This is a genomic window from Flavobacterium sp. 40-81, assembly GCF_001898245.1.
Taxonomy (GTDB): domain Bacteria; phylum Bacteroidota; class Bacteroidia; order Flavobacteriales; family Flavobacteriaceae; genus Flavobacterium; species Flavobacterium inviolabile.
Genome location: NZ_MKTM01000041.1, coordinates 44,849 through 66,635, shown reverse-complemented (window position 1 = coordinate 66,635; position 21,787 = coordinate 44,849). Strand labels below are relative to the sequence as shown.

Sequence of the window (21,787 nt, the reverse complement as noted above, 5' to 3'; positions counted from 1 at the left end):
TAGCAAATATAGTCCCATTCTTTTTAAAATAAAATAGAAAGCCATAGTTTTTGAAGCCGTCGTTTAATTTCTTGTGCATCGCAAATATTTTCTATTTTTGCACAACAACACAACACTTATGTACAAATCAATTATCAGACCTGTTCTTTTCTGTTTCGATCCGGAAAAGATCCATCATTTTACCTTTTCGGCAATACGTTTTGCTAATAAAATCCCTGGCTTTCCGTTCATAATGAAATCCCTTTACGGGGTAAATGACCCGCGGCTTGAACGGGAAGTATTCGGCTTAAAATTCAAAAACCCGGTAGGGCTGGCAGCAGGATTTGATAAAGATGCCCGGTTGTATAAAGAACTTTCCGGTTTAGGATTCGGTTTTATCGAAATCGGTACGTTAACACCTAAAGCACAGGACGGAAATCCGAAAAAACGATTGTTCCGTTTGCAGGGCGACAGTGCGCTGATTAACAGAATGGGATTTAATAACGGCGGTGTTCTGGAAGCGGTTGAAAGACTGAAAAAAAACAACGGGGTACTGATAGGCGGAAACATCGGAAAAAATAAAATCACGCCTAATGAAGAAGCGACAAGCGATTATGAAATCTGCTTTGATGCCTTATTCGATTATGTTGATTACTTTGTGGTTAATGTGAGTTCTCCCAATACACCCAATCTGAGAGCGCTGCAGGATAAAGAACCGCTGACCAATTTGTTGCAGACACTGCAAAACAAAAACCTGACGAAAGCAAAACCGAAGCCTGTTTTGCTGAAAATAGCACCGGATTTAACAAACGATCAGTTACTGGATATTATTGATATTGTTAAGGTAACACAGATTGCCGGCGTTATCGCGACCAATACGACCATATCGCGTGACGGCCTGGTTTCTGAAAACAAAACCGAAACCGGCGGACTTTCCGGTAAGCCGTTAACGCAACGAGCGACCGAAGTGATTCGTTTTCTTTCGGAAAAAAGCGGAAAAGCCTTCCCGATTATCGGAGTAGGAGGAATCCATTCTGCCGAAGATGCCCTGGAAAAACTGAATGCAGGAGCCAGTCTGGTGCAATTGTATACCGGATTTATCTATGAAGGCCCGGCGCTGATAAAAGCGATAAACAAAAAAATACTAAATCAGCAATAATCCTGGATTGAAATATTTAAGGGCAAACCTTGATATGTTAAACTTTGTGGTGCTGTAAAAATTCAAAGCGGCTAACCGGCTGAACGTGATTGTTTTGGGTGCGGATGCTTAACAAAAGCAGCCGCAAACCATTCCGGAAGCATGGTCTTATTTGAAAATTGTCAACTTTCCACTATCTTTGAAACATTATGGAACACGTTAAAATCATAGAATGTCCGCGAGATGCCATGCAGGGCATTAAAGAGTTTATTCCTACAGAAAAGAAGGTACAGTACATACAATCCCTGTTGCGTGTGGGTTTTGATACCATCGATTTTGGAAGTTTTGTTTCGGCTAAGGCAATTCCGCAAATGCAGGATACTGCCGAAGTTTTAGCAAAACTGGACTTGTCGCAGACAAAAAGTAAATTACTGGCCATAATAGCAAATACACAGGGAGCGGTAAATGCCTCCCAATTTCCGGAAATCAAATATCTGGGATTCCCTTTTTCCATATCGGAAAACTTCCAGATGCGGAATACCCATAAAACCATAGCAGAATCGTTAGTGACCCTGCAGGAGATTCTGGATATTGCCAAAGCTACCAATAAAGAAGTAGTGGCCTATTTATCAATGGGATTCGGCAATCCTTACGGTGATCCGTGGAATGTGGAAATCGTTGGAGAATGGACGGAAAAATTATCGGATATGGGCGTGAAAATCCTTTCGCTTTCGGATACGGTAGGTTCTTCCACACCGGATGTGATTTCTTATTTGTTTTCCAACCTGATCCCAAAATACCCGCATATCGAATTTGGTGCACACCTGCATACCACTCCCGATAAATGGTTTGAAAAAGTAGATGCGGCTTACAAAGCCGGCTGCAGAAGATTTGATGGTGCCATCCAGGGATTCGGCGGCTGCCCGATGGCAAAAGACGATTTAACCGGAAACATGCCTACAGAAAAGATGCTTTCCTATTTCACTTCTCAAAAAGCAGATACAGGACTAAGTCCGATGAGTTTTGAGAGTGCTTATAATGAAGCTTTGAAAATTTTCACCGTTTATCATTAATTCTTTTAAGCGTATACATTTTTTTTAGAAAAACAGCTTGTTTTTTTAATATTTCGTTAAAACCATTTTATCAAAAAGGATAAATGTGTTATATTTGCATGCAATTCAACTACAAATTGCAAATGAAAGCACACACAGCTAAAATTATCGGGGAAGGTCTAACCTACGATGATGTTCTACTAGTTCCAAATTATTCAGAAATACTTCCCAGAGAAGTAAGTATCAAAACGAGATTTTCAAAAAACATCACTTTAAACGTTCCTGTTGTTTCCGCAGCGATGGATACGGTTACCGAAAGTGCAATGGCTATTGCTATGGCACAGGAAGGCGGTATTGGTGTTTTGCATAAAAATATGACCATTGAGCAGCAGGCTGGTGAAGTTCGTAAAGTAAAACGTGCCGAATCAGGAATGATTATCGATCCGGTTACTTTACCACTTAATGCGACTGTAGGTGATGCTAAACTGGCAATGCGTGAATTCAGTATCGGCGGAATTCCGGTTGTAGATGACAATCAGATTTTAAAAGGAATTGTTACCAATCGTGATTTGCGTTTTGAAAAAGACAATGCCCGTTCCATTATTGAGGTAATGACTTCTCAGAATCTGGTAACGGCTGGTGAAGGAACAACGTTAGCAACTGCAGAAGAAATTTTACAGGCCAATAAAATCGAAAAACTACCGGTAGTTAACAAAGACAATAAATTAGTCGGTTTAATTACTTTCAGAGATATTACAAAATTAACGCAAAAACCTAATGCAAATAAAGACAAGTTCGGGCGATTAAGAGTTGCGGCTGCTTTAGGTGTTACGGCAGATGCGGTGGACAGAGCTACGGCTTTGGTTAATGCCGGTGTGGATGCGGTGATTATCGATACAGCACACGGGCATACAAAAGGAGTGGTTGATGTTTTAAAATTAGTAAAACAAAAATTCCCGGAACTGGATGTTGTTGTAGGTAATATTGCAACACCGGAAGCGGCTTCATATTTAGCCCAAAATGGTGCCGATGCTGTAAAAGTAGGTATCGGACCGGGTTCTATCTGTACTACCCGTGTGGTTGCAGGTGTTGGATTCCCTCAGTTTTCGGCGGTTTTAGAAGTGGCTGCTGCTTTAAAAGGAACCGGTGTTCCGGTTATTGCCGATGGCGGTATCCGTTATACAGGTGATATTCCTAAAGCAATTGCTGCCGGTGCCGACTGTGTAATGCTGGGATCGCTTTTAGCAGGAACAAAAGAATCACCGGGTGAAACCATTATTTTTGAAGGAAGAAAATTCAAGTCATATAGAGGAATGGGATCGGTTGAAGCGATGAAGGAAGGTTCTAAAGACCGTTATTTCCAGGATGTGGAAGACGATGTTAAGAAATTAGTACCGGAAGGAATCGTTGGACGTGTACCATACAAAGGAGAGTTGAACGAAAGCATGCTTCAGTTTGTAGGTGGACTTCGTGCCGGTATGGGATACTGTGGTGCTAAAGACATTGCAACGCTGCAGGAAACCGGAAGATTTGTGAGAATTACAGCCAGCGGAATCGGGGAAAGCCATCCGCATAATGTAACCATTACAAAAGAAGCTCCTAACTATTCCAGATAATATTTACAGGACATAAAAAAAGACCGTTTCAATTTTGAAACGGTCTTTTTTTTTGGTATTAGTTTTTAAAGAAAGAGGATAATAGTTTTTTATCGCCCACTAACCATAAAATATCATTCTTTTCCAGCACTAAATGCGATTCCGGATTTAAGATACGTTCGCCGTTGCGTTCGATACCCACAACCAGACCGCCGGTTTTTTCCCGCAATTGCGATTCGCGGATGCTTTTCCCGATAAAATCTTCGTTATTAAGCTCATATTGCTGTAAAACAATTTGGGCATCGGCTACCGTTTCCGGTACTTCAATTTCGTTCTGGTCCAGATAGGCTTTAAAGTTCTGCACCTGATCGTCCGTTCCGATCACACAGATCTCATCTCCGGGGAATAAACGTTCCGTCCGGGTTGGTATATTGATCATGATTTCCCCACGCTTAATAAAGGCGATATTAACGCCTAATTTTTCACGTACTTTCAAGTCCTGTAATTTCTTACCGGCAAGGTTGGATTCTTTGGCAATTTCAAAATTTGCCATGTGACCGTCCCAGGGAGTTAAATCGTCTCTTGTTTTTTGCGCTCTGGCAATTTCCCGGTCGTTGAAATTCTTAAGGAAGTGATTTTCTATTTTTTCATATTGGGCATGCAGCTTTTTAGGGAAAATAAAATACGATGCCGTTGCGATAATTAAGGCTAAAAAGGCTACTATGGGTGAGAAGAAGTTGTTTAGTAAAAAACCGATAAAGAACAAAGCAAGTCCCATACGGGTTAAGATCAGCATGATTAGCGGGCCACGGTATTTGCGTTCTTTTCGCAGTTCGTCCATTGCTTTTTCGGCAACTCTTCTCAGTGAAAGCGCCCATAGGAAAGGGGCTATGATCACTAAGGTAATCAGCGCGGCAACGGCATTACCAAATTTGGAATCGGCTACCAGCGGTGAAATATACCTGTCCGATAAGAGTATAATCGCAATAATGATTACCGAGTTGATAACAATCTGTGTCAGTTTTGCTTTTAATACAATCTGCCAGTTGCTGGTCGCTTTAATCGACTGGGAGTTTGTACTGTACGTATCAATGGCTGTAACCCACTTTTGAGGCAGTATCTTTTCCAGTTTTTCATAAACGGGAAGCGACATTTTAATCATGAATGGGGTGGTAAATGTGGTTACGGCAGAAACCGCTACCACTATAGGATAAAGGAAATCGCTGGTTACTTTTAAGGTCATACCCAGTGTAGCGATAATAAAGGAGAACTCCCCGATTTGCGCCAAGCTCATACCGGCCTGTACTGATTGTTTTAACGGTTGCCCGGAAATTAAGGCTCCGGCAGCGGTACTGATGGTTTTTCCGAAAATTGTAATTAAGGTTATCAGGAATACCGGTAAGGCATATTCCACAAGTGTATCCGGATTGATTAACATTCCTACCGATACGAAGAACACGGCACCAAACAGGTCTTTTACCGGTTTGATAAGGTGTTCGATTCTTTCGGCCTGAGTGGTTTCGGCAATGATGGAACCCATGATAAAAGCACCCAAAGCAGGAGAAAATCCGGCATTTGTTGCTAAAATAACCATCATTAAACACAAGGCTAACGAGATGATTAACAGGGTTTCTTCGTTTAGTAAATTCTTTGCTTTTTTTAATAAAGTAGGAATAAAGAAGATTCCGCCTACAAACCATAAGATTAAGAAGAATAAGAGCTTTAAAACGGACTCAAACAACTCTCCTCCGGAAAATTGCTGGCTTACCGCAATGGTCGATAATAGAACCATCAGCAAGATGGCAACGATGTCTTCTACAATTAAAGCACCAAATACAATTCCGGCATATTTTTTTCCTTTGACATTCAGTTCGTCAAAAGCCCTGAGGATAATGGTGGTGGATGACATGGATAATATGGCTCCCAAAAAGATACTGTCCATTTGGGACCATCCCATCCATTGTCCGGACAGGTAACCCACAAAAATCATCGAGATGATCTGGACTATGGCGGTTATCGAGGCGGTGCCGCCCACTTTCATCAGTTTTTTAAAGCTAAATTCAAGACCAAGACTGAACAGCAGGAAGATTACCCCGATTTCTGCCCAGACTTCAACGCTTTTGATGTCGGTTATGGAAGGGAAGAAGTCAAAGTTATTTCCGGCTAAAAAACCTGCAACTAAATATCCTAAAACAAGGGGCTGTCTGATCTTTTTAAATAATAAAACCGATACTCCGGCTGTCATTAAGATTAATCCCAAATCACTGATTAAAGGATATAAATGGTGTGAGGCATTAGTTACTGTTTCGGCTGTTAGCATAGGCTTTTTTATAGGGATTTTACGATTTGTGTAAGTTATAAAATAATGCGTATTTATGAAAGTAACCAGAGTTAATATACTGTCATTTTAAGATAAATTTATAATATAAAAGCAGAAATCCCGTCAGCAGAAAATAATTTTCCACTGACGGGATTTTGGAGTACTTTTTAAAAGTTACCGGATCCGGGATTAAATTCCCAGGTAATTGCTTGGTGTGATTTTTAAAAGCTCTGCTTTAATAGTATCAGAAACATTCAGCGTACCGATGAAATTATGAATCGCTTCTTTGTTGATCACGGTATTGGTTCGCGTTAAATCTTTTAAAGCTTCATAAGGATTCGGATAGGCTTCACGTCTTAAGATTGTCTGTATTGCTTCGGCAACAACAGCCCAGTTTTTCTCCAAATCTTCTTCGAATTTATCTGCATTTAAAAGCAATTTGTTCAATCCTTTTAAGGTTGCTTCAAATCCGATGATGGTATGTCCGATCGGTACACCAACATTTCTCAAAACGGTACTGTCGGTTAAATCACGCTGTAATCTTGATAACGGAAGTTTTGCAGAAAGGTGCTCGAAAATAGCATTGGCAATTCCTAAATTTCCTTCCGAGTTTTCAAAATCAATCGGGTTTACTTTATGTGGCATAGCAGAAGAACCAATTTCTCCGGCTTTGATTTTTTGTTTGAAATAATCCATTGAAACATAAGTCCAGATATCTCTGTCCAGATCAATAAGGATTGTATTGATACGTTTTAAAGCGTCAAAGAATGCTGCAAAGTGGTCGTAATGCTCAATCTGGGTAGTAGGGAAGGAATGGTGTAATCCCAGGGCTTCTTCTACAAAATTATTCCCGAATTTTCGCCAGTCGATAGCCGGGTAAGCCACAACATGTGCATTATAGTTTCCGGTTGCGCCTCCAAATTTAGCCGCAAAAGGAACGTTGAACAACAAACGCATCTGCTCTTCCAGACGCTCTACAAAAACACCGATTTCTTTGCCCAAACGGGTTGGAGAAGCCGGTTGCCCGTGTGTACGTGCCAGCATTGGAACGTCTTTCCACTCGATGCTTAATTCTTTTAATCGGGAAACAACACTAATCAGTGACGGTACATATACCTTTTCGAACGCTTCTTTAGTCGATAAAGGAATAGCGGTGTTGTTGATATCCTGTGAAGTCAGTCCGAAGTGGATGAATTCTTTGTATTGCTGCAATCCCAGTTTGTCAAAAGCTGCTTTTATAAAGTATTCTACAGCTTTTACATCGTGATTGGTGGTTTTTTCGGTTTCTTTAATCCAAAGTGCCTCTTCAGTAGAAAAATCCTCATAGATTTTACGCAGGTCGCCAAACAGGTTTTTATCCACGTTAGCCAGCTGCGGTAAAGGCAACTCACAAAGTGCAATAAAATATTCCACTTCTACCAATACGCGGTATTTGATTAAAGCTTCTTCAGAAAAATAATGAGATAAGGAAACGGTTTTGTTTCTATAACGTCCATCTATTGGCGATATAGCACTAAGTTCGGTTAAATGCATTTGTTGTTGTGTTATTTTCTAATAACCGCAAAGATAAGCTTTTACAAAAACTTCTGGAAAAACATTTTTAAATCTTTTTGAGTGCACTTAAAAGCTCGTCCTGAAGCACTTTCATCCCTTCGGAACCGGATAGCGGAATTACTTTCAGCGGATTACTGAGGCTGCCGATCGAAGCCGGTTTCGGGTCGATATAATAAACGGGAGTGGTATTCCGGGTGTAATGCATCAGCCCTGCGGCTGGATAAACCTGTAATGAAGTCCCGATAACCAGTAAGTAATCGGCCTGTTCAACGATTGGAACGGCGGTTTCGATGGCCGGTACTTCTTCTCCGAACCACACGATATGCGGTCGCAGCTGATTGCCTTCCGGATCGGTATCACCGATATTCAAATCGGTTTTCCAGTCCAGGATGTAATCGGGATTCCGGGTACTGCTCACTTTGAACAGTTCGCCATGAAGATGCAATACGTTTGTACTGCCGGCACGTTCGTGAAGGTCGTCTACGTTTTGAGTAATAATGTGTACTTCAAATTCCTGTTCTAATGCCGCAAGAATCTGGTGGGCTGTATTGGGCTGCACCGCTAAAAGCTGTGCCCTGCGTTTGTTGTAGAAATCTAAAACAAGTGTTTTGTTTTTTGCCCAGCCAATAGGGGACGCCACTTCCATGATGTCGTGTCCTTCCCATAGACCGTCGGCATCGCGAAAGGTTTTAATTCCGCTTTCTGCGCTGATTCCGGCACCGGAAAGAACCACCAGTTTCTTTTTCATTTATACTTTTCCTAAGGTGTACAATTGTTCTAATGTTGGCGAAGCACTACCGCCGGCTGGTTCTAACGTGATACCAAAAGCTTCGGCTTCGGCTGCATTGTCAACTTTGTATATTTTTGAGTTCCCTACAATTCCGGTTTGCTCTAATAATCCGATGCTGGTTGGTGTTAAAGGATTCAGTTTTAATGCCCAAACCTGGTAAACCATTCCTTTAGGCGGTTCCGGTAAACCGGCAGCGTCTACATATACGGCCTGATTTTCTTTGTTCCAGTACACTTTTGCTTTGGCTTCCGGTGCTACTGTTTGACCGGCAAGTGCCACTACGGTGTTTTTATCGTCCCGGATAAGGTTTAAAACGGTTTCGGTAGCTTTATTCTTTTCTTCCAGGGTAACGACTGATTTCTGTAACGACTGATTCTCCTTTTTGCTGTCTTTCAGTAAAATATCCCTTTGATTCATTTCAAAGTATAAAAATCCGGCTCCTAACAGTAATACGATGGAAGCAGCCCAGCCCAGATATTGTGTCCAGGCCGATTTTGGTTTCATGGTCACAACAGCGGCTTCTCTTTCTAAAAGCTGTTCCCTGATGGTATTGAAGTTGTCCAACGACAAATTAGGGGCAACACTATACGATAAATTGATTACGGCTTGTTCGATACTTTCAATTTCCTGTTTTACTTCCGGAAATTCATTTGCCATTTCCTGAACATTACGGTTTTCTTCTTCGGATAATTTTCCGAAAACGTACAATTCAAGGGTTCCAGACGCTATATATTCTCTCGTGTTCATTATACTCCAAGTAAGTTTCTTAATTCATTAATACAATTTCTGTTCTGCGTTTTAACCGTACCCAAAGGTATTTCCAGTTCTTCGGATGCTTCCTGCTGGGTGTAGCCTTTAAAAAACAGCAAATCAATCAGCTGGATGCATTTTGGCTTTAGTTTTTTGACAAACTCCTGAATTCCAATAGTATCAATTTTGTTATTTGTTTTCGAACTGTCATCGAGTATATGTACGAAATTGTCAGAAGATAAGTTTTTCTGATTATTGTTAAAGTTTTTAGAACGTAATTTGTCGATAGCGGTATTACGGGCTATGTTGAGAATCCAGGTAAAAAAACGCCCTTTACTTTCATTATAGCTGTCCATATTTTTCCAGATCTTCACAAAGGTTTCCTGAAGGACATCTTCTGCCTCTTCCCGGTCTTTTATCAGATTATAAATGATGCCGTAGAGACTTTTGGCATACATATCATACAAAAGAGTGAACGCTTTGTCGTCTTTTTTGTAGATTTGTGGCAATAATTCTTCTTGAGTCATAGGAGCAAATTAACTCCGACTAAGTTAATAAACAAAATTTATAATCACACCCTTTTTTAATGGAATCTCTTTTTTTAGATACAGCATATCTGGCCTACCTCGAAAATTTCATGACAGAAAACCGTAAGGATGGCTTTGTTAAAGTTTTGGAAAACAGAACCAAGCATTTTACTGTGGCTGTAGAAGACCTGTTCCAGCTGCACAATACAAGTGCTGTAATGAGAAGTTGTGAAGTGTTTGGTATTCAGGAATTAAACGTGGTAGAACAGCGTTTTGGAAAGAAAATTGACAAGGAAATTGCGATGGGCGCCGAAAAGTGGGTGGATATTCACCGTTTTAATTCGAATCAGGATTGTATTGACAACCTGAAAGCACGCGGTTATCAGATTATTGCCACGACACCTCACGATGATGATTGTTTGCTGGAAGATTTTGATATTACAAAACCGTCGGCTATTTTTTTCGGAACGGAACGGCTTGGATTATCGGAAGAAGTGATGCAGCAGGCAGATGGTTATCTTAAAATTCCAATGGTTGGTTTTACGGAAAGCCTGAACATCTCCGTTTCGGCGGCGATTATCCTTCAGAATATATCTACGCGATTGCGGAAATCGGATATTGACTGGAAGCTGACGGAAGCCGAAGTTTTGGAAAAGAGAATCGACTGGGCCCGGAAATCCATCAAGGATATTGATTTTATTACCCGGAAATACCTGGAGAAACAATAAAAAAGGAGGACATTAATTCCTCCTTTTTTTATTATCTGCCAAAAGTATCGTAATTGTCTTCGGCATATTTTTCAAAGCGTTTTAACGAAACGATATTTTCTTTTTCCAGTGTCGTCAGTTCGTTGTCGACATTCTCGGATACCGGAATATACCATTCCACCGGATCAAAAAACTGGCGGATGCTTTTTTTCTTAAAAGTATATCCGTGACGTGCATAAATGGTATTGCGGATGATTTCCAGATCCAGCTTTTTCAGGTTTTTCAAATCGTTATCGCTTAGCTTTTGTGTGGAAGCGTTAAGAATGGTGATGTTTTCGGATGCCTGCCGGTAATAATCTTCCGGATAGGTTTCTTCTTCATCGGTTACCTGAACCGTTTTCGGATTGTACCAGTCAATGTATTCCTCTTCGTCCGGCAGCATTAATTTCGGGTCGTATACAAATTGCTTTTTGGTCAGTTTAAAACTTCTTTTGGTAACATTCAGTTTTTTGTCGTTTGCCGTCCAGGTTCCGGTGAGTGTATCGTTTGTAATGGTAAATGCAAAGGAACCGTCATATTTGTGATCTCCCGGTTCTTTAAGGCTGAAAGAAAACGTATTGCCGTTTTGGGTCAGGGTTCCAATGAGCGGGCGGTTGTTTCCGGCGACCACACTTTGTCCGATAACCTGATCCGGTGTGATTTTTTTAAGGATAATGTTAATCTTGTTGGTCGGTGAAAATTCTTCCGGATTGTTTTGCTCTTCGGGAATAAAATCACCCACCCACGAGCCGTACAGTTCCGTGTTGGTTTCTTTTACAACTTCGTTTGCAGCGGTCTTTTCTATGGAATTCTCAACTTTCTTTTCTTTGGAATTACAGGCGGTTATGATTATTGTAAGCGCTAAAAAAATAAATTTCTTCATGTTTTACGTTTTTTAGATTGAATATACCATTCGATGAGCAATATGTTAGGAATCCATCCCAGCCAGGCAATTACCTGATACACTTCCATAGGATTGGGCTGGAAAAGAAAAACCAGAATCACTTTCCATAGTCGTAAAGTTATGGCAGAAAATGCTAAAGCAAAACTTCTGAGCATAAAATTCTGATGGGCAATGCGATTCTTTTTATAGATCTGTAAAATGCCCAGCAGGGTGAAGCTAAACCATAATGTGCCTAAAAGGATAAAGGATACTTTGGCAGAAAATCCGCCATTGGCATGATAGCCTATAAACAATCCGGAAGGAGCGGCACAAAATAAAACGGTATACACGTATATTTTTCCAAAGAGCCGGTGGACTTTCGGGTAGCGCTTTAAAAGGGTATCGTTAAATTGTGTAAAACCGGCTATTAATACAAAAATAGCGCTGTAAACATGCAGGTAAAACAACGGCAGGTAACCGGAAACACTAGTTACTTCGTGTTGTTTGATCTGTAAAAATGCGCTGTCAGGCCGGTAAGGAATATACCGGAGCGTGATGTCCAGCATCAGGTAAAAGAACCCGCAAAAAACAACCAGCCAAAGCCATTTCCAATAGTTAAATGCTTTAGTGATTTTTTGCTCCATATTGCGGTAAAGCGTGTTTTATTTTCTTTTCAGGATCTTGTAGTCTTCATAGCAACTGCTGATGGCTTCCATGATCTGGAGGTCATTTGCGGTTTGTATGAACGTTTCGGAATAGTTGCAACGCTGTAAAATTTCACCTATTTCTTTAACATCAATACCTAAAAGTGCGGCTAGCGTTTCTTTGTCAAACTTCGATGCCAGCAGGTTTTTGATCACATCATCCTTTTTCATTTCCTTAAGCTTGTTCATTTCTTTCGGTTTCTTTCCGAAGAAATTGTACAGCAAATCGGCAGGATTGAACAGGGAGCCTAAAACGCGGCTGATTTTGTTTGGAGAGTGATCTCCGGCTTCATATCCGTACGGAAGACCGGAAATAGGGTAGCGGAAATTCTCGTTGAGCGGAAGTATTTTGGTGTCGACTTCCAGATATCCGGTTAAGATGTATTTGTTGATGATAACTTCTTCCAGAGCATACGCTTTTTCGGTAAGTCTGATTTTTGTGTTTTTATTTTTAAGCCAGTCGTTGGTTACCCGGACCTTAATGGATTCAAAACCCAGGAACGAAAAGTGAAGGGTATCGTTAGCTTTTGCTTCGATGGTAAATTCACCATGACCGTTAGATGTAGTTCCTTTAACGGTATTGATATTCACAACGTTTACGTTGCTTTTAGGAAGTAAAGTCGTAGCATTCACGACAATTCCGGAAACAGTTGTTGGTGTTTCCTGTGCTTGTACTACCAGTGAAAGTAGTGAAAATAAAAAAACTGCAAAAAATCTCATACGGGTCATTAGATTGGTCTAAAAGTAAGGGATATTTTGCAGTTTCTACATTATATTACAAGAAAATTAACAAAAGAATTAGCTTCTCCTTGGGCGTCTTCCTGTTGAGTTGTTCGATGAGCCTTCAGAACGACGTGGAGAACGGTCTGACGATGTTCTTCTTTCGTTTCTTGCCGGTCTATCGGAAAAGTCATCTCTTCTTTCAGAGCGTCCGCCTCCGAAACCTCTGTCTCTTCTGTCGCCGCCTCTGTCGCGATCACCACCTCTGTCACGGTCACCGCCTCTTGAACGGCTTCTGTCTCCGCCACCGCTTCGGCCATTGTGATCTCTTCTTCGGGTATTGCTGCCACCATCATTTTTAGAAATCTCAACATTGATTTTTCTACCTTCTAAATGGATGTTGTTTAATACGTCCATTACTTTTTCGGCATGTTCAGCATCAGTGTTGAAGAAAGAGAATCCTTCTTTAACATCCACTTTGAATAAATCGTCACGACCTAATTCTAAAGTATCACGTAAGAAGTCTTTCAGGGTCATCCAGTCAAAATTATCTCTTGATCCGATGTTGATGAAGAAACGAACAGCTCCGTCAGATGGAATAGAACCACCTTCGTCACGACGCTCTCCCGCGTTTTGAGCGGTAAGATCTCTTGATTTTTTATAATAATTAATGAAACGGTTAAATTCTACTGAAACCATTTTCTTAATCAATTCCTCTTTTGATAAATCCTTCATTACTTCATAAATGGCTGGAAGATAAGCGTCGATTTCGTGATCAACTTCTACATCTTTAATTTTATTAGCCAGGTGGAATAACTGGATTTCGCAAATTTCAATTCCGGAAGGAATTGGTTTCTCTTCAAATTTCGTTTTAATAATACGCTCGATCTGCGATATTTTACGTAATTCACTTTTTGTAATAATTACAAGTGATGTCCCTGATTTCCCGGCACGACCAGTTCTACCGGAACGGTGTGTATAGGTTTCAATTTCATCCGGTAACTGATAGTTGATAACGTGTGTAATGTCGTCAACGTCAATTCCACGAGCCGCTACGTCTGTAGCTACAAGCATCTGAATTTGTCTTCCGCGGAAGGATTTCATAACGCTGTCACGTTGTGCCTGTGATAAATCACCATGTAAAGCTGCTGCATTATAACCGTCTTCGATTAATTTTTCGGCAACTGCCTGCGTGTCACGCTTGGTTCTACAAAACACAACTGAGAAAATATCAGGATTAGCATCGGCTAAACGTTTTAAAGCCGAGTAACGGTCACGAGCATTTACCAGGTAAAATTCGTGCGATACATTTTGTGAACCTGAGTTTTTGTGTCCAACAGTGATTTCAAGAGGTTTTCTCATGAACTCACGAGCTATTCTAGCTACTTCTTGTGGCATAGTTGCAGAAAATAACCATGTGCTTTTATCTTCCGGTGTATCGGATAAAATAGCTGTAATATCTTCATAAAATCCCATGTTTAACATCTCGTCAGCCTCATCAAGAACACAGAAATTAATGTTCTTAATGTTAACCATACCTCTGTTAATCATGTCTTGCATTCTTCCCGGAGTTGCCACAATAATTTGTGCTCCTCTTTTTACATCTTTCGCTTGTTCGGTGATGCTTGCACCGCCATAAACAGCTACAGTGTGAATTCCTTTAACGTATTTTGAATATTGTTTAATCTCATTGGTGATCTGTAAACAAAGTTCGCGTGTTGGCGATAAAATTAATGCCTGAGTATTTCTGTTATCAGCATCAATTTTTTGAATCAGTGGGAAACCAAACGCTGCAGTCTTACCAGTCCCGGTCTGCGCCAATGCTACAATGTCTGTGTCTTTTTCCAATAATAGGGGAATCGCCTTTTCCTGTACCTCCGACGGATTTTCAAATCCTAGATCTTTAATCGCCAGCAGTAGCGATTCATTCAATCCTAATTGTTCAAATTTATTCATTCGTTATTTTTAAATTGGGGGCAAAGTTACTGTAAATTAACGATATATGCTAATGTGTTTTGCATATTTGTATTTTTGTTTTTTGTTGATTTTCAGGTAGTTATTCCGGGAGGTCAGGCGCTCACTCATTTCTGTATCGAAATATGATGTCAGATTGCCGTAATATTGGCGTATAATTATGAAAACTTTATGAAGATTTTTCGTTGTTTTAACATTTACTGCTTTCCGTTTCCTCCGGTTTAGTACACTGATTTTATAGTGAATACCAAAATTCCGGTTTATTTATTTAGAAAATCAACCAATTGTTTTACGGCCTTGCCGCGGTGGCTGATGCCGGACTTTTCTTCCATTGTTAATTCAGCGAAAGTGCGGGTATCGTTTTCGGCTATAAAAACCGGGTCGTAACCAAATCCGTTTTCACCTCTTTTTTCCGTAATGATCACACCGTTGATAATTCCGGTAAAAAGATGCTGTTCCCCATCGATATTCAGGGCAATAACGGTTTTGAAATTGGCATTTCGGTTGTTTTTACCATCCAGTTCAGCCAGTAATTTGTCCATATTATCGGCATCGCTTTTGTGATCTCCGGCATAACGGGCAGAGATTACTCCCGGAGCACCGTTTAAAGCGTCAACTTCCAGTCCGCTATCGTCTGCGAAACAATTGTAACCGTAATGTTCCGTTACATAATTTGCTTTTAAAATAGCATTGCCTTCAATGGTGGCAGCGGTTTCAGGTATATCAACATCGCAGTTGATGTCGGTAAGGCTTAAAATCTGGATGTCTTGTGGAAGTAATTGCTGAATTTCCTTAATTTTATTGCTGTTATTGGATGCAAAAACTAATTTCATAGGTAGTGTGTTGTCGTTTAAGCACACAAAGATACTTCAAAAGTATTTTAAGCCGAAAAAAAAACAGCCTTAAAAAGCGGCTTTCGGAAAAATTTCAGAACCGGGTAAACTCCGCAAGTTTCGGGTCGGATACCGGTTTGCTGCCAGCTACCTTTGTATCGTAATCATAAAAGAATTGTAAAAATGAAAACACAGGAAGACATTCATTTTGACCGTATTGCAAAGGCCATCACATTTTTGCAGGGCAATTTTAAGACTCAGCCCACTTTGGATGAAGTGGCGGCTTATGTACATTTAAGTCCTTTTCATTTCCAGAAAATGTTTACGGAATGGGCAGGCGTGAGTCCGAAAAAATTTCTACAGTATTTAACGGTCGAACACGCCAAAAAAATGCTGAAAAACAACCAGTTTACCTTGTCGGAAACGGCTTTTGAAACCGGGCTTTCCGGAACGGGCAGGCTGCACGATTTGTTTGTGAATATTGAAGGGATGACCCCGGGTGATTATAAAAACGGAGGGGCTTTTCTGAGCATCAATTATAGTTTTGAAGAAAGTCCGTTTGGTTTGCTGCTGATCGCATCAACAGCCAAAGGAATCTGTCATGTGGCTTTTGCCGATAATCCGGAAAGTTCGTTACAGGATATGAAACATACTTTTCCGAATGCTGTTTATACCGAGGCTTCCGATTCGTTTCAAAAAGGGATCATGACGTTTTTCAGAAAAGACTGGACAGCGCCTCACCAGCTGAAATTGCATCTGAAAGGAACTGATTTTCAGCTGAAAGTATGGGAAACACTGCTAAAAGTACCAATGGGGCAACTGGTTACTTATGGCGATATTGCCAGAGCGATTAACCGTCCGAAAGCTTCGAGAGCAGTAGGTACGGCTATTGGAAACAATCCGGTGGCATTTTTGATTCCCTGCCACCGCGTGATACAGGCTACCGGAGTGATAGGAGAGTACCATTGGGGCAGTGCCCGTAAAAAAGCGATCATCGGCTGGGAAGCCTGTCAGGCAGATACCCTTATAAGTGAATCGTAATGGAAGGGATAACGGAACGAATAGCGGCAATGGATTGGGAAAAAGTGACCCTATCCATGCATGAAAAAGGCTATGCAGCAGTATCGGGTGTGCTTACGGATGAAGCGTGCCGTTTTTTAATTGAAAATTACGACAATACCGGCTGGTACCGGAAAAAGGTGGTGATGGAACGGTATCGTTTCGGATTGGGCGAATACCAGTATTTTAAATATCCGTTACCGGAATTACTGCAAAACATACGGGAAGCGGTGTATCCGGAACTGGCATCCATTGCCAATCTATGGATGAAAGCACTTCATATAGATACGGTATTCCCGGCTACTCATCAGGATTTACTGGATTTGTGTGCCGAAAAGAACCAGCTAAAACCCACGGTACTGATCCTGACCTATGGAAAAGGCGGTTACAACACCCTGCATCAGGATTTGTACGGGGAGGTTTATTTCCCGATTCAGATGGTCTTGTTTTTAAATGAGCCGGATGAGGATTATACCGGCGGGGAGTTCGTGCTGACCGAGCAAATTCCGAGAGCACAGTCACGGGCAATCGTGCTGAAACCCAAAAAAGGGGATATCCTGTTTTTTACGACCAATTTCAGGCCGGTAAAAGGAACAAAAGGATACTACAGGGTGAATATGAAACACGGTGTCAGTGAAGTGCAAAGCGGGAAGCGGCATACTTTAGGGATTATTTTTCACGATGCTTTAAGCTAATAGGCGTATGATGGCACATTGTTCGTTAACCGATTCCGAATTGCATAGCGGGATACGGAAACAAAGTATTATTTTTGGAGGTAATAAAAAGTTACGGATTTACGGACTTTTGCGCTGTGCGTCCGGAAAGCGGATGAAAAAGGAAAACAGGGTGTTTTTTGCCACGGAAGCCATGGCGGTAGCGGCAGGATTTCGCCCCTGCGGACATTGCATGAAAGCACAGTACCGATTTTGGAAATTAAACAACTTACAGTAATGGACTTATTCAGTACCGGAGCAATAGAAAATTTACTGCCTTATGACGGGGAAGTGAATTACTACGGAAGAATTATGAACGGAGGTGAAGCACAGCATTATTATGACCGCCTGATGGATACCATTGCCTGGCGGAATGATGAAGCCATCATTTTCGGGAAACTGATCCTGACCAAAAGAAAGGTCGCCTGGTATGGCGATAAGGAATTTCTGTATACCTATTCGAATACGACCAAAAAGGCACTGCCGTGGACACCGGAATTGTTAGCCTTAAAAAAAATGGCCGAAACACAGTCCGGAACACAATTTAATTCCTGCCTTTTAAATTTATACCATGACGGACAGGAAGGAATGGCCTGGCACAGTGATGATGAAAAATCACTGGGTGTTAATACCGTTATTGCTTCGATGAGTTTTGGTGCCGAACGCAAATTCTCGTTCAAACATAAAACAACCAAAGCGACCACCTCGCTGCTGCTGGAAGCCGGCAGTCTTTTAATTATGAAAGGCGCTACGCAAACCAACTGGCTGCACCGGCTGCCGCCCACTACAAAAATAACACGTCCCCGTGTGAATCTTACTTTCAGAACCATTGTAGACCAGTTCTGAGATCGCGTTTTATAAAAACTTTTAACGGTGTGTAAATAAAGTCAATCATTATTTTATGATTAATTTTATATTCATTTTCTTTGACATCCGTGAAACAACATCCTTATCGTAATAGACAGGGAAAAATTGTGGTATATAAAAAGGGGGGAATTTCCCCTTGTAGCCTGCAAGTGTTCACTATAATTTTGTCACAAATCAATAATCAATCTAAAAAATGAATGCAACAGTTAAACCTACGCAGCTAATTTCTTTTGAAAAAGGAAAAGAACTGAATAAAAATTACAATGAAAAAAGAAGCGCAATGCTAATGGAAAGAATGGGTATGGAAGATGCCAATGCTTTTTGGTTTTCCATCGAGGAATTAGAGCGCTATATTACTTATGTAAAAGAAACAGGAGAAGCGAAAGGCTATACTGTTGACGGAATCCGGGTTTACCTTGGTGTATATTCTTCTGAAGAAGCAAAGAATGCCGATTATACGACTGTCTTTTTAGCGCCAACAGGAGCAAAGGGAGCAGCGCAGATCCAGAGAGACGGTACAATACCGGCACCGCTAAATCCAATTGATATCACTGAAATAGAACCGTTAAATTATGGATCGATGGGGAATCCTCCAAAACTGAATTACGGGGGATAATAATGTTAGCAGATTTAAGACTATATACTGTGTTTTTAGCCTTATTGGCGGGTATGTTTGGCATCATTTACTGGTACAAGCTTCCCAATAATAAGGCAAAGCTTTTTGTATTGTCCATTTGGCTTTCGGCGATTACAGAACTAACAGGGATTTTTTACACACAGGTTACAGGACAGGTAAACTATATGGTTTTCAATATCTATATGTTTATTATTTTCCCGTACTATATTTTGTTTTTAAAGTCTATTTTACAACAGCCAAAAAATAAATTTGCCGCAAACGTTTGTTTTGCCTTGTTTGCCCTGTCGGTTATCATTAATCCGGTCTTTTTCCAGGATATAGTAGAAGAGGTCTGTTTTAATAATTTTGCCATAGGTGTTGTTATGGTGCTGGTCCTGAGCTGCCTGTATCTCGTAGAGTTATTCAGTTCCAACCTGATATTGTCCTTAAAAGACACTATTTTTTTCTGGTTTGTATTGGGGATACTATTGTTTTATGTACCCTATTTACCCTTTATGCTCTCTTTACGTTGGTTCTTATCCGGAATCCACGAATCGACGTATAGTCTGATAGTATTCTTTTTAAACGTATTAATGAACGGCAGTTTTATTTTCGGTTTTATATGGAGCAAAAAGAGATACCATTATTAATCATTTCGTTCAGTATTGTTCTTTTTACATTATTAGGGACACTGCTTGTTTTTTTCTTTTATTTTCAGAAGAAGAAATCCAAATTTTTAATGGATAAAATGGAAGCCGAACTCTTCTTTAATTCGGAGCTAGCCAAATCCAGGATCGAAATCAAAGAACAGACACTTACCAACATCAGCAGGGAATTACACGATAATATCGGACAGATACTGTCGGTTGCCGTAATGCAGCTCAATTTAATGGCAGCCAGTACAGACGGGAATAGTAAAAACGAGATTGATGAAGTTCGCAAACTGGTTAGTAAATCACTGGACGAAATCAGGATGGTAGCCAAACTGATAAACGGCGATATTGTTTTACAATCCAGTTTTATTGAAGCGGTTACCGAAGATTTAAACCGTATTACAAAGTTAAAGATCATAGACTGCAGGTTAGAGGTAACCGGTACCGTCCGGAAAATAAACTCCCAGCATGAAGTGATTATCTATAGAATACTGCAGGAAGCAATGACAAATGCATTAAAATATTCGCACAGCAAAACCATTGCCGTGTGCATTGACTTTAAGGGATCCAATTGTGTTATTGAAATAGCCGATTCGGGTATTGGCTTTGACAATTCGAAAGTTGAAAAGGGTTCCGGACTCGCTAATATGAATACCAGAGCGAAGCTTATTGGCGCAACCTTTTCTGTTATTTCCAAACAGAATGAGGGAACAAGATTAACCATTAATTACCCTATAACTAAAGAATTAAAAGATTAAAACGCCCCTTACTATGAACAAAATTAAAATTGTAATTGTTGACGACCACTTGTTGTTTTCACAATCACTATCCTTTCTGATAAACAGTTTCAAAGAATTTGTCGTTGCAGGAAATTACAACAACGGCAAAGACTTTTTAACCGGATTAGTCGCTACAGAAGAATTACCGGACCTGGTATTACTGGATGTAAACATGCCGGTCATGGACGGAGTTGAAACGATGAAACGCCTTAAAGAAAACTATCCCGAACTCAGGGTGCTGGCACTGTCTGTTAATGACGATGAAGATACCATTATCAAGATGATCAGCAACGGCGCTACCGGGTATTTACTAAAGGATACCCATCCTGCCGTTTTTAGGGAAGCGCTTTTAAAAGTACACGAAACGGGGTATTTTTATACCGAAATGGTTTCCGGTGTACTGATTAATAAACTGGGTGCCGCAAGTAAGGCAAGCCTTAAAGAACGGGAAATTGAATTTATCAAACTGGCCTGTACCGAAATGACCTACCGGGAAATTGCCGATGAAATGTGCCTGAGCCCTAAAACGGTTGATGGTTATCGGGAAAACCTGTTTCAGAAACTGGAAATCAAAACCCGCATCGGACTCGTTTTATATGCCATGAAGAATAAAATCGTCTGTATCTAAAAAACGAATGCAATACGGGTAAAAGGAGGAAACGGTTGCGCCATTATGAATGGTCAGGCACTGTATTTTTGATAGGCTCTTGCCAGTTTTTCGTCATATTTATTGGCTTTATAGCCTTCTCCGTTATAGCGGTACGCAAAGGTTTCCCAGTTTTTGGTTTGCAGCGGTCTGATCAGATCGTTCTTCCTTAAAAACTGCCCGAAAGCCTCCAGGTGTTCCCGCTCGTCCATATACATTTTACCCACAAAACTATCGATACTTTCATAGCCCAGTGCTATCGCATTAAAACCCATGATCTGGAAAACGCCCCATGAAGAGGAAGCGTTTGCGGCATCGGAAAGGTTCATTCCCGGAATTAACCGGATTGCTTTTTGCAGCCGGTCGTATTCGCGCTGTCCGCCAAGGTAAAATTTCCGGGTCCATTTTTCATAAAGAATATCCTGGTTGGCAGTACTCGCATACTGCTGCGGATCGATATTTCTTCGCGTGAGCTCTCTCCAGAAAACATGTCCTTCAAAGAGTATTTTCGGCCGGCCGTCAATAAGAAAGCCTTTACCGCTGCTTTCAATTTCATTTACAGCCTTGATAACAGCCAGTTCCAGCTGATACTCACTGGCAAAATCGATTAGATCCTGTTCCGAAAGCAGCTTGTCGTTATAGTTGACAAGCTGGCTGTTCTTTTCAAATAACCGGGACCAGGTTTTGATGCCTGCGATACCGTCAATCACCAGGTTGTTTTTAGCCTGAAAATCTTTTACCGCTTCATCAACTTCCCGGGTAAAGGTATCCGTTACTTTAAGGAGATACCCGATCTTACAAAGCATTTCACACAGGGTAGCCACTTCGGGCGCCCGGGTATTCAGTTTGAGTGTTTTCATAATGTTTACTGTTACGTGAATAATCGTTT

General features: G+C 40.8%; 23 protein-coding genes. 12 read left to right on the top strand and 11 right to left on the bottom strand.

Annotated elements, in window-relative coordinates; genetic code table 11:
• The first annotated feature begins 118 nt into the window (after window positions 1-118).
• From BGO42_RS15945 to guaB, 3 genes are all read left to right on the top strand, one after another.
• A complete protein-coding gene (locus BGO42_RS15945) occupies window positions 119-1,138 on the top strand; it encodes a quinone-dependent dihydroorotate dehydrogenase (RefSeq protein WP_273243608.1) in 1,020 nt (339 codons plus the stop codon).
• A gap of 188 nt (window positions 1,139-1,326) precedes the next feature.
• A complete protein-coding gene (locus BGO42_RS15940) occupies window positions 1,327-2,190 on the top strand; it encodes a hydroxymethylglutaryl-CoA lyase (RefSeq protein WP_177735486.1) in 864 nt (287 codons plus the stop codon).
• A gap of 122 nt (window positions 2,191-2,312) precedes the next feature.
• Window positions 2,313-3,785, top strand: coding sequence for an IMP dehydrogenase (guaB, locus tag BGO42_RS15935; RefSeq protein WP_273243606.1), 1,473 nt, complete (start codon window positions 2,313-2,315; stop codon window positions 3,783-3,785).
• A 58-nt stretch (window positions 3,786-3,843) separates the two neighbouring features.
• Here guaB and BGO42_RS15930 read toward each other — a convergent pair whose 3' ends face one another.
• The 5 genes from BGO42_RS15930 to BGO42_RS15910 form a co-directional block, all read right to left on the bottom strand.
• Window positions 3,844-6,084: a cation:proton antiporter domain-containing protein gene (locus BGO42_RS15930; protein ID WP_273243604.1), complete on the bottom strand. Its 2,241-nt coding sequence runs from the start codon at window positions 6,082-6,084 to the stop codon at window positions 3,844-3,846.
• Between the two features lie 189 nt (window positions 6,085-6,273).
• On the bottom strand, window positions 6,274-7,617 hold the full coding sequence (purB, locus tag BGO42_RS15925) for an adenylosuccinate lyase (protein ID WP_177735480.1): 1,344 nt from the start codon (window positions 7,615-7,617) through the stop codon (window positions 6,274-6,276).
• Between the two features lie 67 nt (window positions 7,618-7,684).
• Window positions 7,685-8,386 carry an SIR2 family NAD-dependent protein deacylase gene (locus BGO42_RS15920; protein WP_177735478.1) on the bottom strand — a complete coding sequence of 234 codons (702 nt, stop codon included), beginning with the start codon at window positions 8,384-8,386 and terminating at the stop codon, window positions 7,685-7,687.
• On the bottom strand, window positions 8,387-9,175 hold the full coding sequence (locus BGO42_RS15915) for an anti-sigma factor (protein ID WP_273243601.1): 789 nt from the start codon (window positions 9,173-9,175) through the stop codon (window positions 8,387-8,389). It lies immediately after the preceding gene.
• Window positions 9,175-9,705: an RNA polymerase sigma factor gene (locus BGO42_RS15910; protein WP_273243600.1), complete on the bottom strand. Its 531-nt coding sequence runs from the start codon at window positions 9,703-9,705 to the stop codon at window positions 9,175-9,177. Before BGO42_RS15910 ends, BGO42_RS15915 begins: the two co-directional genes overlap by 1 nt.
• A 59-nt stretch (window positions 9,706-9,764) precedes the next feature.
• Between BGO42_RS15910 and BGO42_RS15905 the strand changes: the two genes are divergently transcribed.
• Complete coding sequence (locus BGO42_RS15905; RefSeq protein WP_177735471.1) at window positions 9,765-10,433, top strand: TrmH family RNA methyltransferase; 669 nt, start codon at window positions 9,765-9,767, stop codon at window positions 10,431-10,433.
• A 31-nt stretch (window positions 10,434-10,464) separates the two neighbouring features.
• On the opposite strand, the gene BGO42_RS15900 is transcribed toward BGO42_RS15905, so the two are convergent.
• From BGO42_RS15900 to BGO42_RS15880, 5 genes are all read right to left on the bottom strand, one after another.
• A complete protein-coding gene (locus tag BGO42_RS15900; protein WP_273243597.1) occupies window positions 10,465-11,334 on the bottom strand; it encodes a YARHG domain-containing protein in 870 nt (289 codons plus the stop codon).
• Window positions 11,331-11,978: a DUF2306 domain-containing protein gene (locus BGO42_RS15895; RefSeq protein WP_273243595.1), complete on the bottom strand. Its 648-nt coding sequence runs from the start codon at window positions 11,976-11,978 to the stop codon at window positions 11,331-11,333. The genes BGO42_RS15900 and BGO42_RS15895 overlap by 4 nt, the downstream gene beginning before the upstream one ends.
• A gap of 18 nt (window positions 11,979-11,996) precedes the next feature.
• Window positions 11,997-12,758 carry a carboxypeptidase-like regulatory domain-containing protein gene (locus BGO42_RS15890; RefSeq protein ID WP_177735466.1) on the bottom strand — a complete coding sequence of 254 codons (762 nt, stop codon included), beginning with the start codon at window positions 12,756-12,758 and terminating at the stop codon, window positions 11,997-11,999.
• 78 nt (window positions 12,759-12,836) lie between these two features.
• Complete coding sequence (locus BGO42_RS15885; RefSeq protein ID WP_273243593.1) at window positions 12,837-14,714, bottom strand: DEAD/DEAH box helicase; 1,878 nt, start codon at window positions 14,712-14,714, stop codon at window positions 12,837-12,839.
• A gap of 278 nt (window positions 14,715-14,992) precedes the next feature.
• Window positions 14,993-15,565, bottom strand: a complete 573-nt coding sequence (locus tag BGO42_RS15880) for a non-canonical purine NTP diphosphatase (RefSeq protein WP_177735462.1) — start codon at window positions 15,563-15,565, stop codon at window positions 14,993-14,995.
• Between the two features lie 183 nt (window positions 15,566-15,748).
• Here BGO42_RS15880 and BGO42_RS15875 point away from each other — a divergent pair, with 183 nt between their 5' ends.
• From BGO42_RS15875 to BGO42_RS15840, 8 genes are all read left to right on the top strand, one after another.
• Window positions 15,749-16,606 (top strand): bifunctional helix-turn-helix domain-containing protein/methylated-DNA--[protein]-cysteine S-methyltransferase, encoded by an 858-nt coding sequence (locus BGO42_RS15875; protein ID WP_273243590.1) that lies wholly within the window; start codon window positions 15,749-15,751, stop codon window positions 16,604-16,606.
• Complete coding sequence (locus tag BGO42_RS15870) at window positions 16,606-17,319, top strand: 2OG-Fe(II) oxygenase (protein WP_273243588.1); 714 nt, start codon at window positions 16,606-16,608, stop codon at window positions 17,317-17,319. The genes BGO42_RS15875 and BGO42_RS15870 overlap by 1 nt, the downstream gene beginning before the upstream one ends.
• Before the next feature lie 7 nt (window positions 17,320-17,326).
• A complete protein-coding gene (locus BGO42_RS15865; protein ID WP_177735456.1) occupies window positions 17,327-17,575 on the top strand; it encodes an Ada metal-binding domain-containing protein in 249 nt (82 codons plus the stop codon).
• On the top strand, window positions 17,575-18,183 hold the full coding sequence (locus BGO42_RS15860; RefSeq protein ID WP_273243586.1) for an alpha-ketoglutarate-dependent dioxygenase AlkB family protein: 609 nt from the start codon (window positions 17,575-17,577) through the stop codon (window positions 18,181-18,183). The genes BGO42_RS15865 and BGO42_RS15860 overlap by 1 nt, the downstream gene beginning before the upstream one ends.
• Before the next feature lie 214 nt (window positions 18,184-18,397).
• Window positions 18,398-18,820 (top strand): hypothetical protein, encoded by a 423-nt coding sequence (locus BGO42_RS15855; RefSeq protein ID WP_177735452.1) that lies wholly within the window; start codon window positions 18,398-18,400, stop codon window positions 18,818-18,820.
• A 2-nt stretch (window positions 18,821-18,822) separates the two neighbouring features.
• Window positions 18,823-19,470, top strand: coding sequence for a hypothetical protein (locus BGO42_RS15850; RefSeq protein ID WP_177735450.1), 648 nt, complete (start codon window positions 18,823-18,825; stop codon window positions 19,468-19,470).
• Window positions 19,471-19,568: 98 nt separating this feature from the next.
• Window positions 19,569-20,231 carry a sensor histidine kinase gene (locus BGO42_RS15845; protein WP_246297005.1) on the top strand — a complete coding sequence of 221 codons (663 nt, stop codon included), beginning with the start codon at window positions 19,569-19,571 and terminating at the stop codon, window positions 20,229-20,231.
• Window positions 20,232-20,244: 13 nt separating this feature from the next.
• Window positions 20,245-20,880, top strand: coding sequence for a response regulator (locus BGO42_RS15840; RefSeq protein ID WP_177735446.1), 636 nt, complete (start codon window positions 20,245-20,247; stop codon window positions 20,878-20,880).
• Between the two features lie 53 nt (window positions 20,881-20,933).
• On the opposite strand, the gene BGO42_RS15835 is transcribed toward BGO42_RS15840, so the two are convergent.
• Window positions 20,934-21,758: an N-acetylmuramidase domain-containing protein gene (locus BGO42_RS15835; protein ID WP_273243583.1), complete on the bottom strand. Its 825-nt coding sequence runs from the start codon at window positions 21,756-21,758 to the stop codon at window positions 20,934-20,936.
• Window positions 21,759-21,787 lie beyond the last annotated feature (29 nt).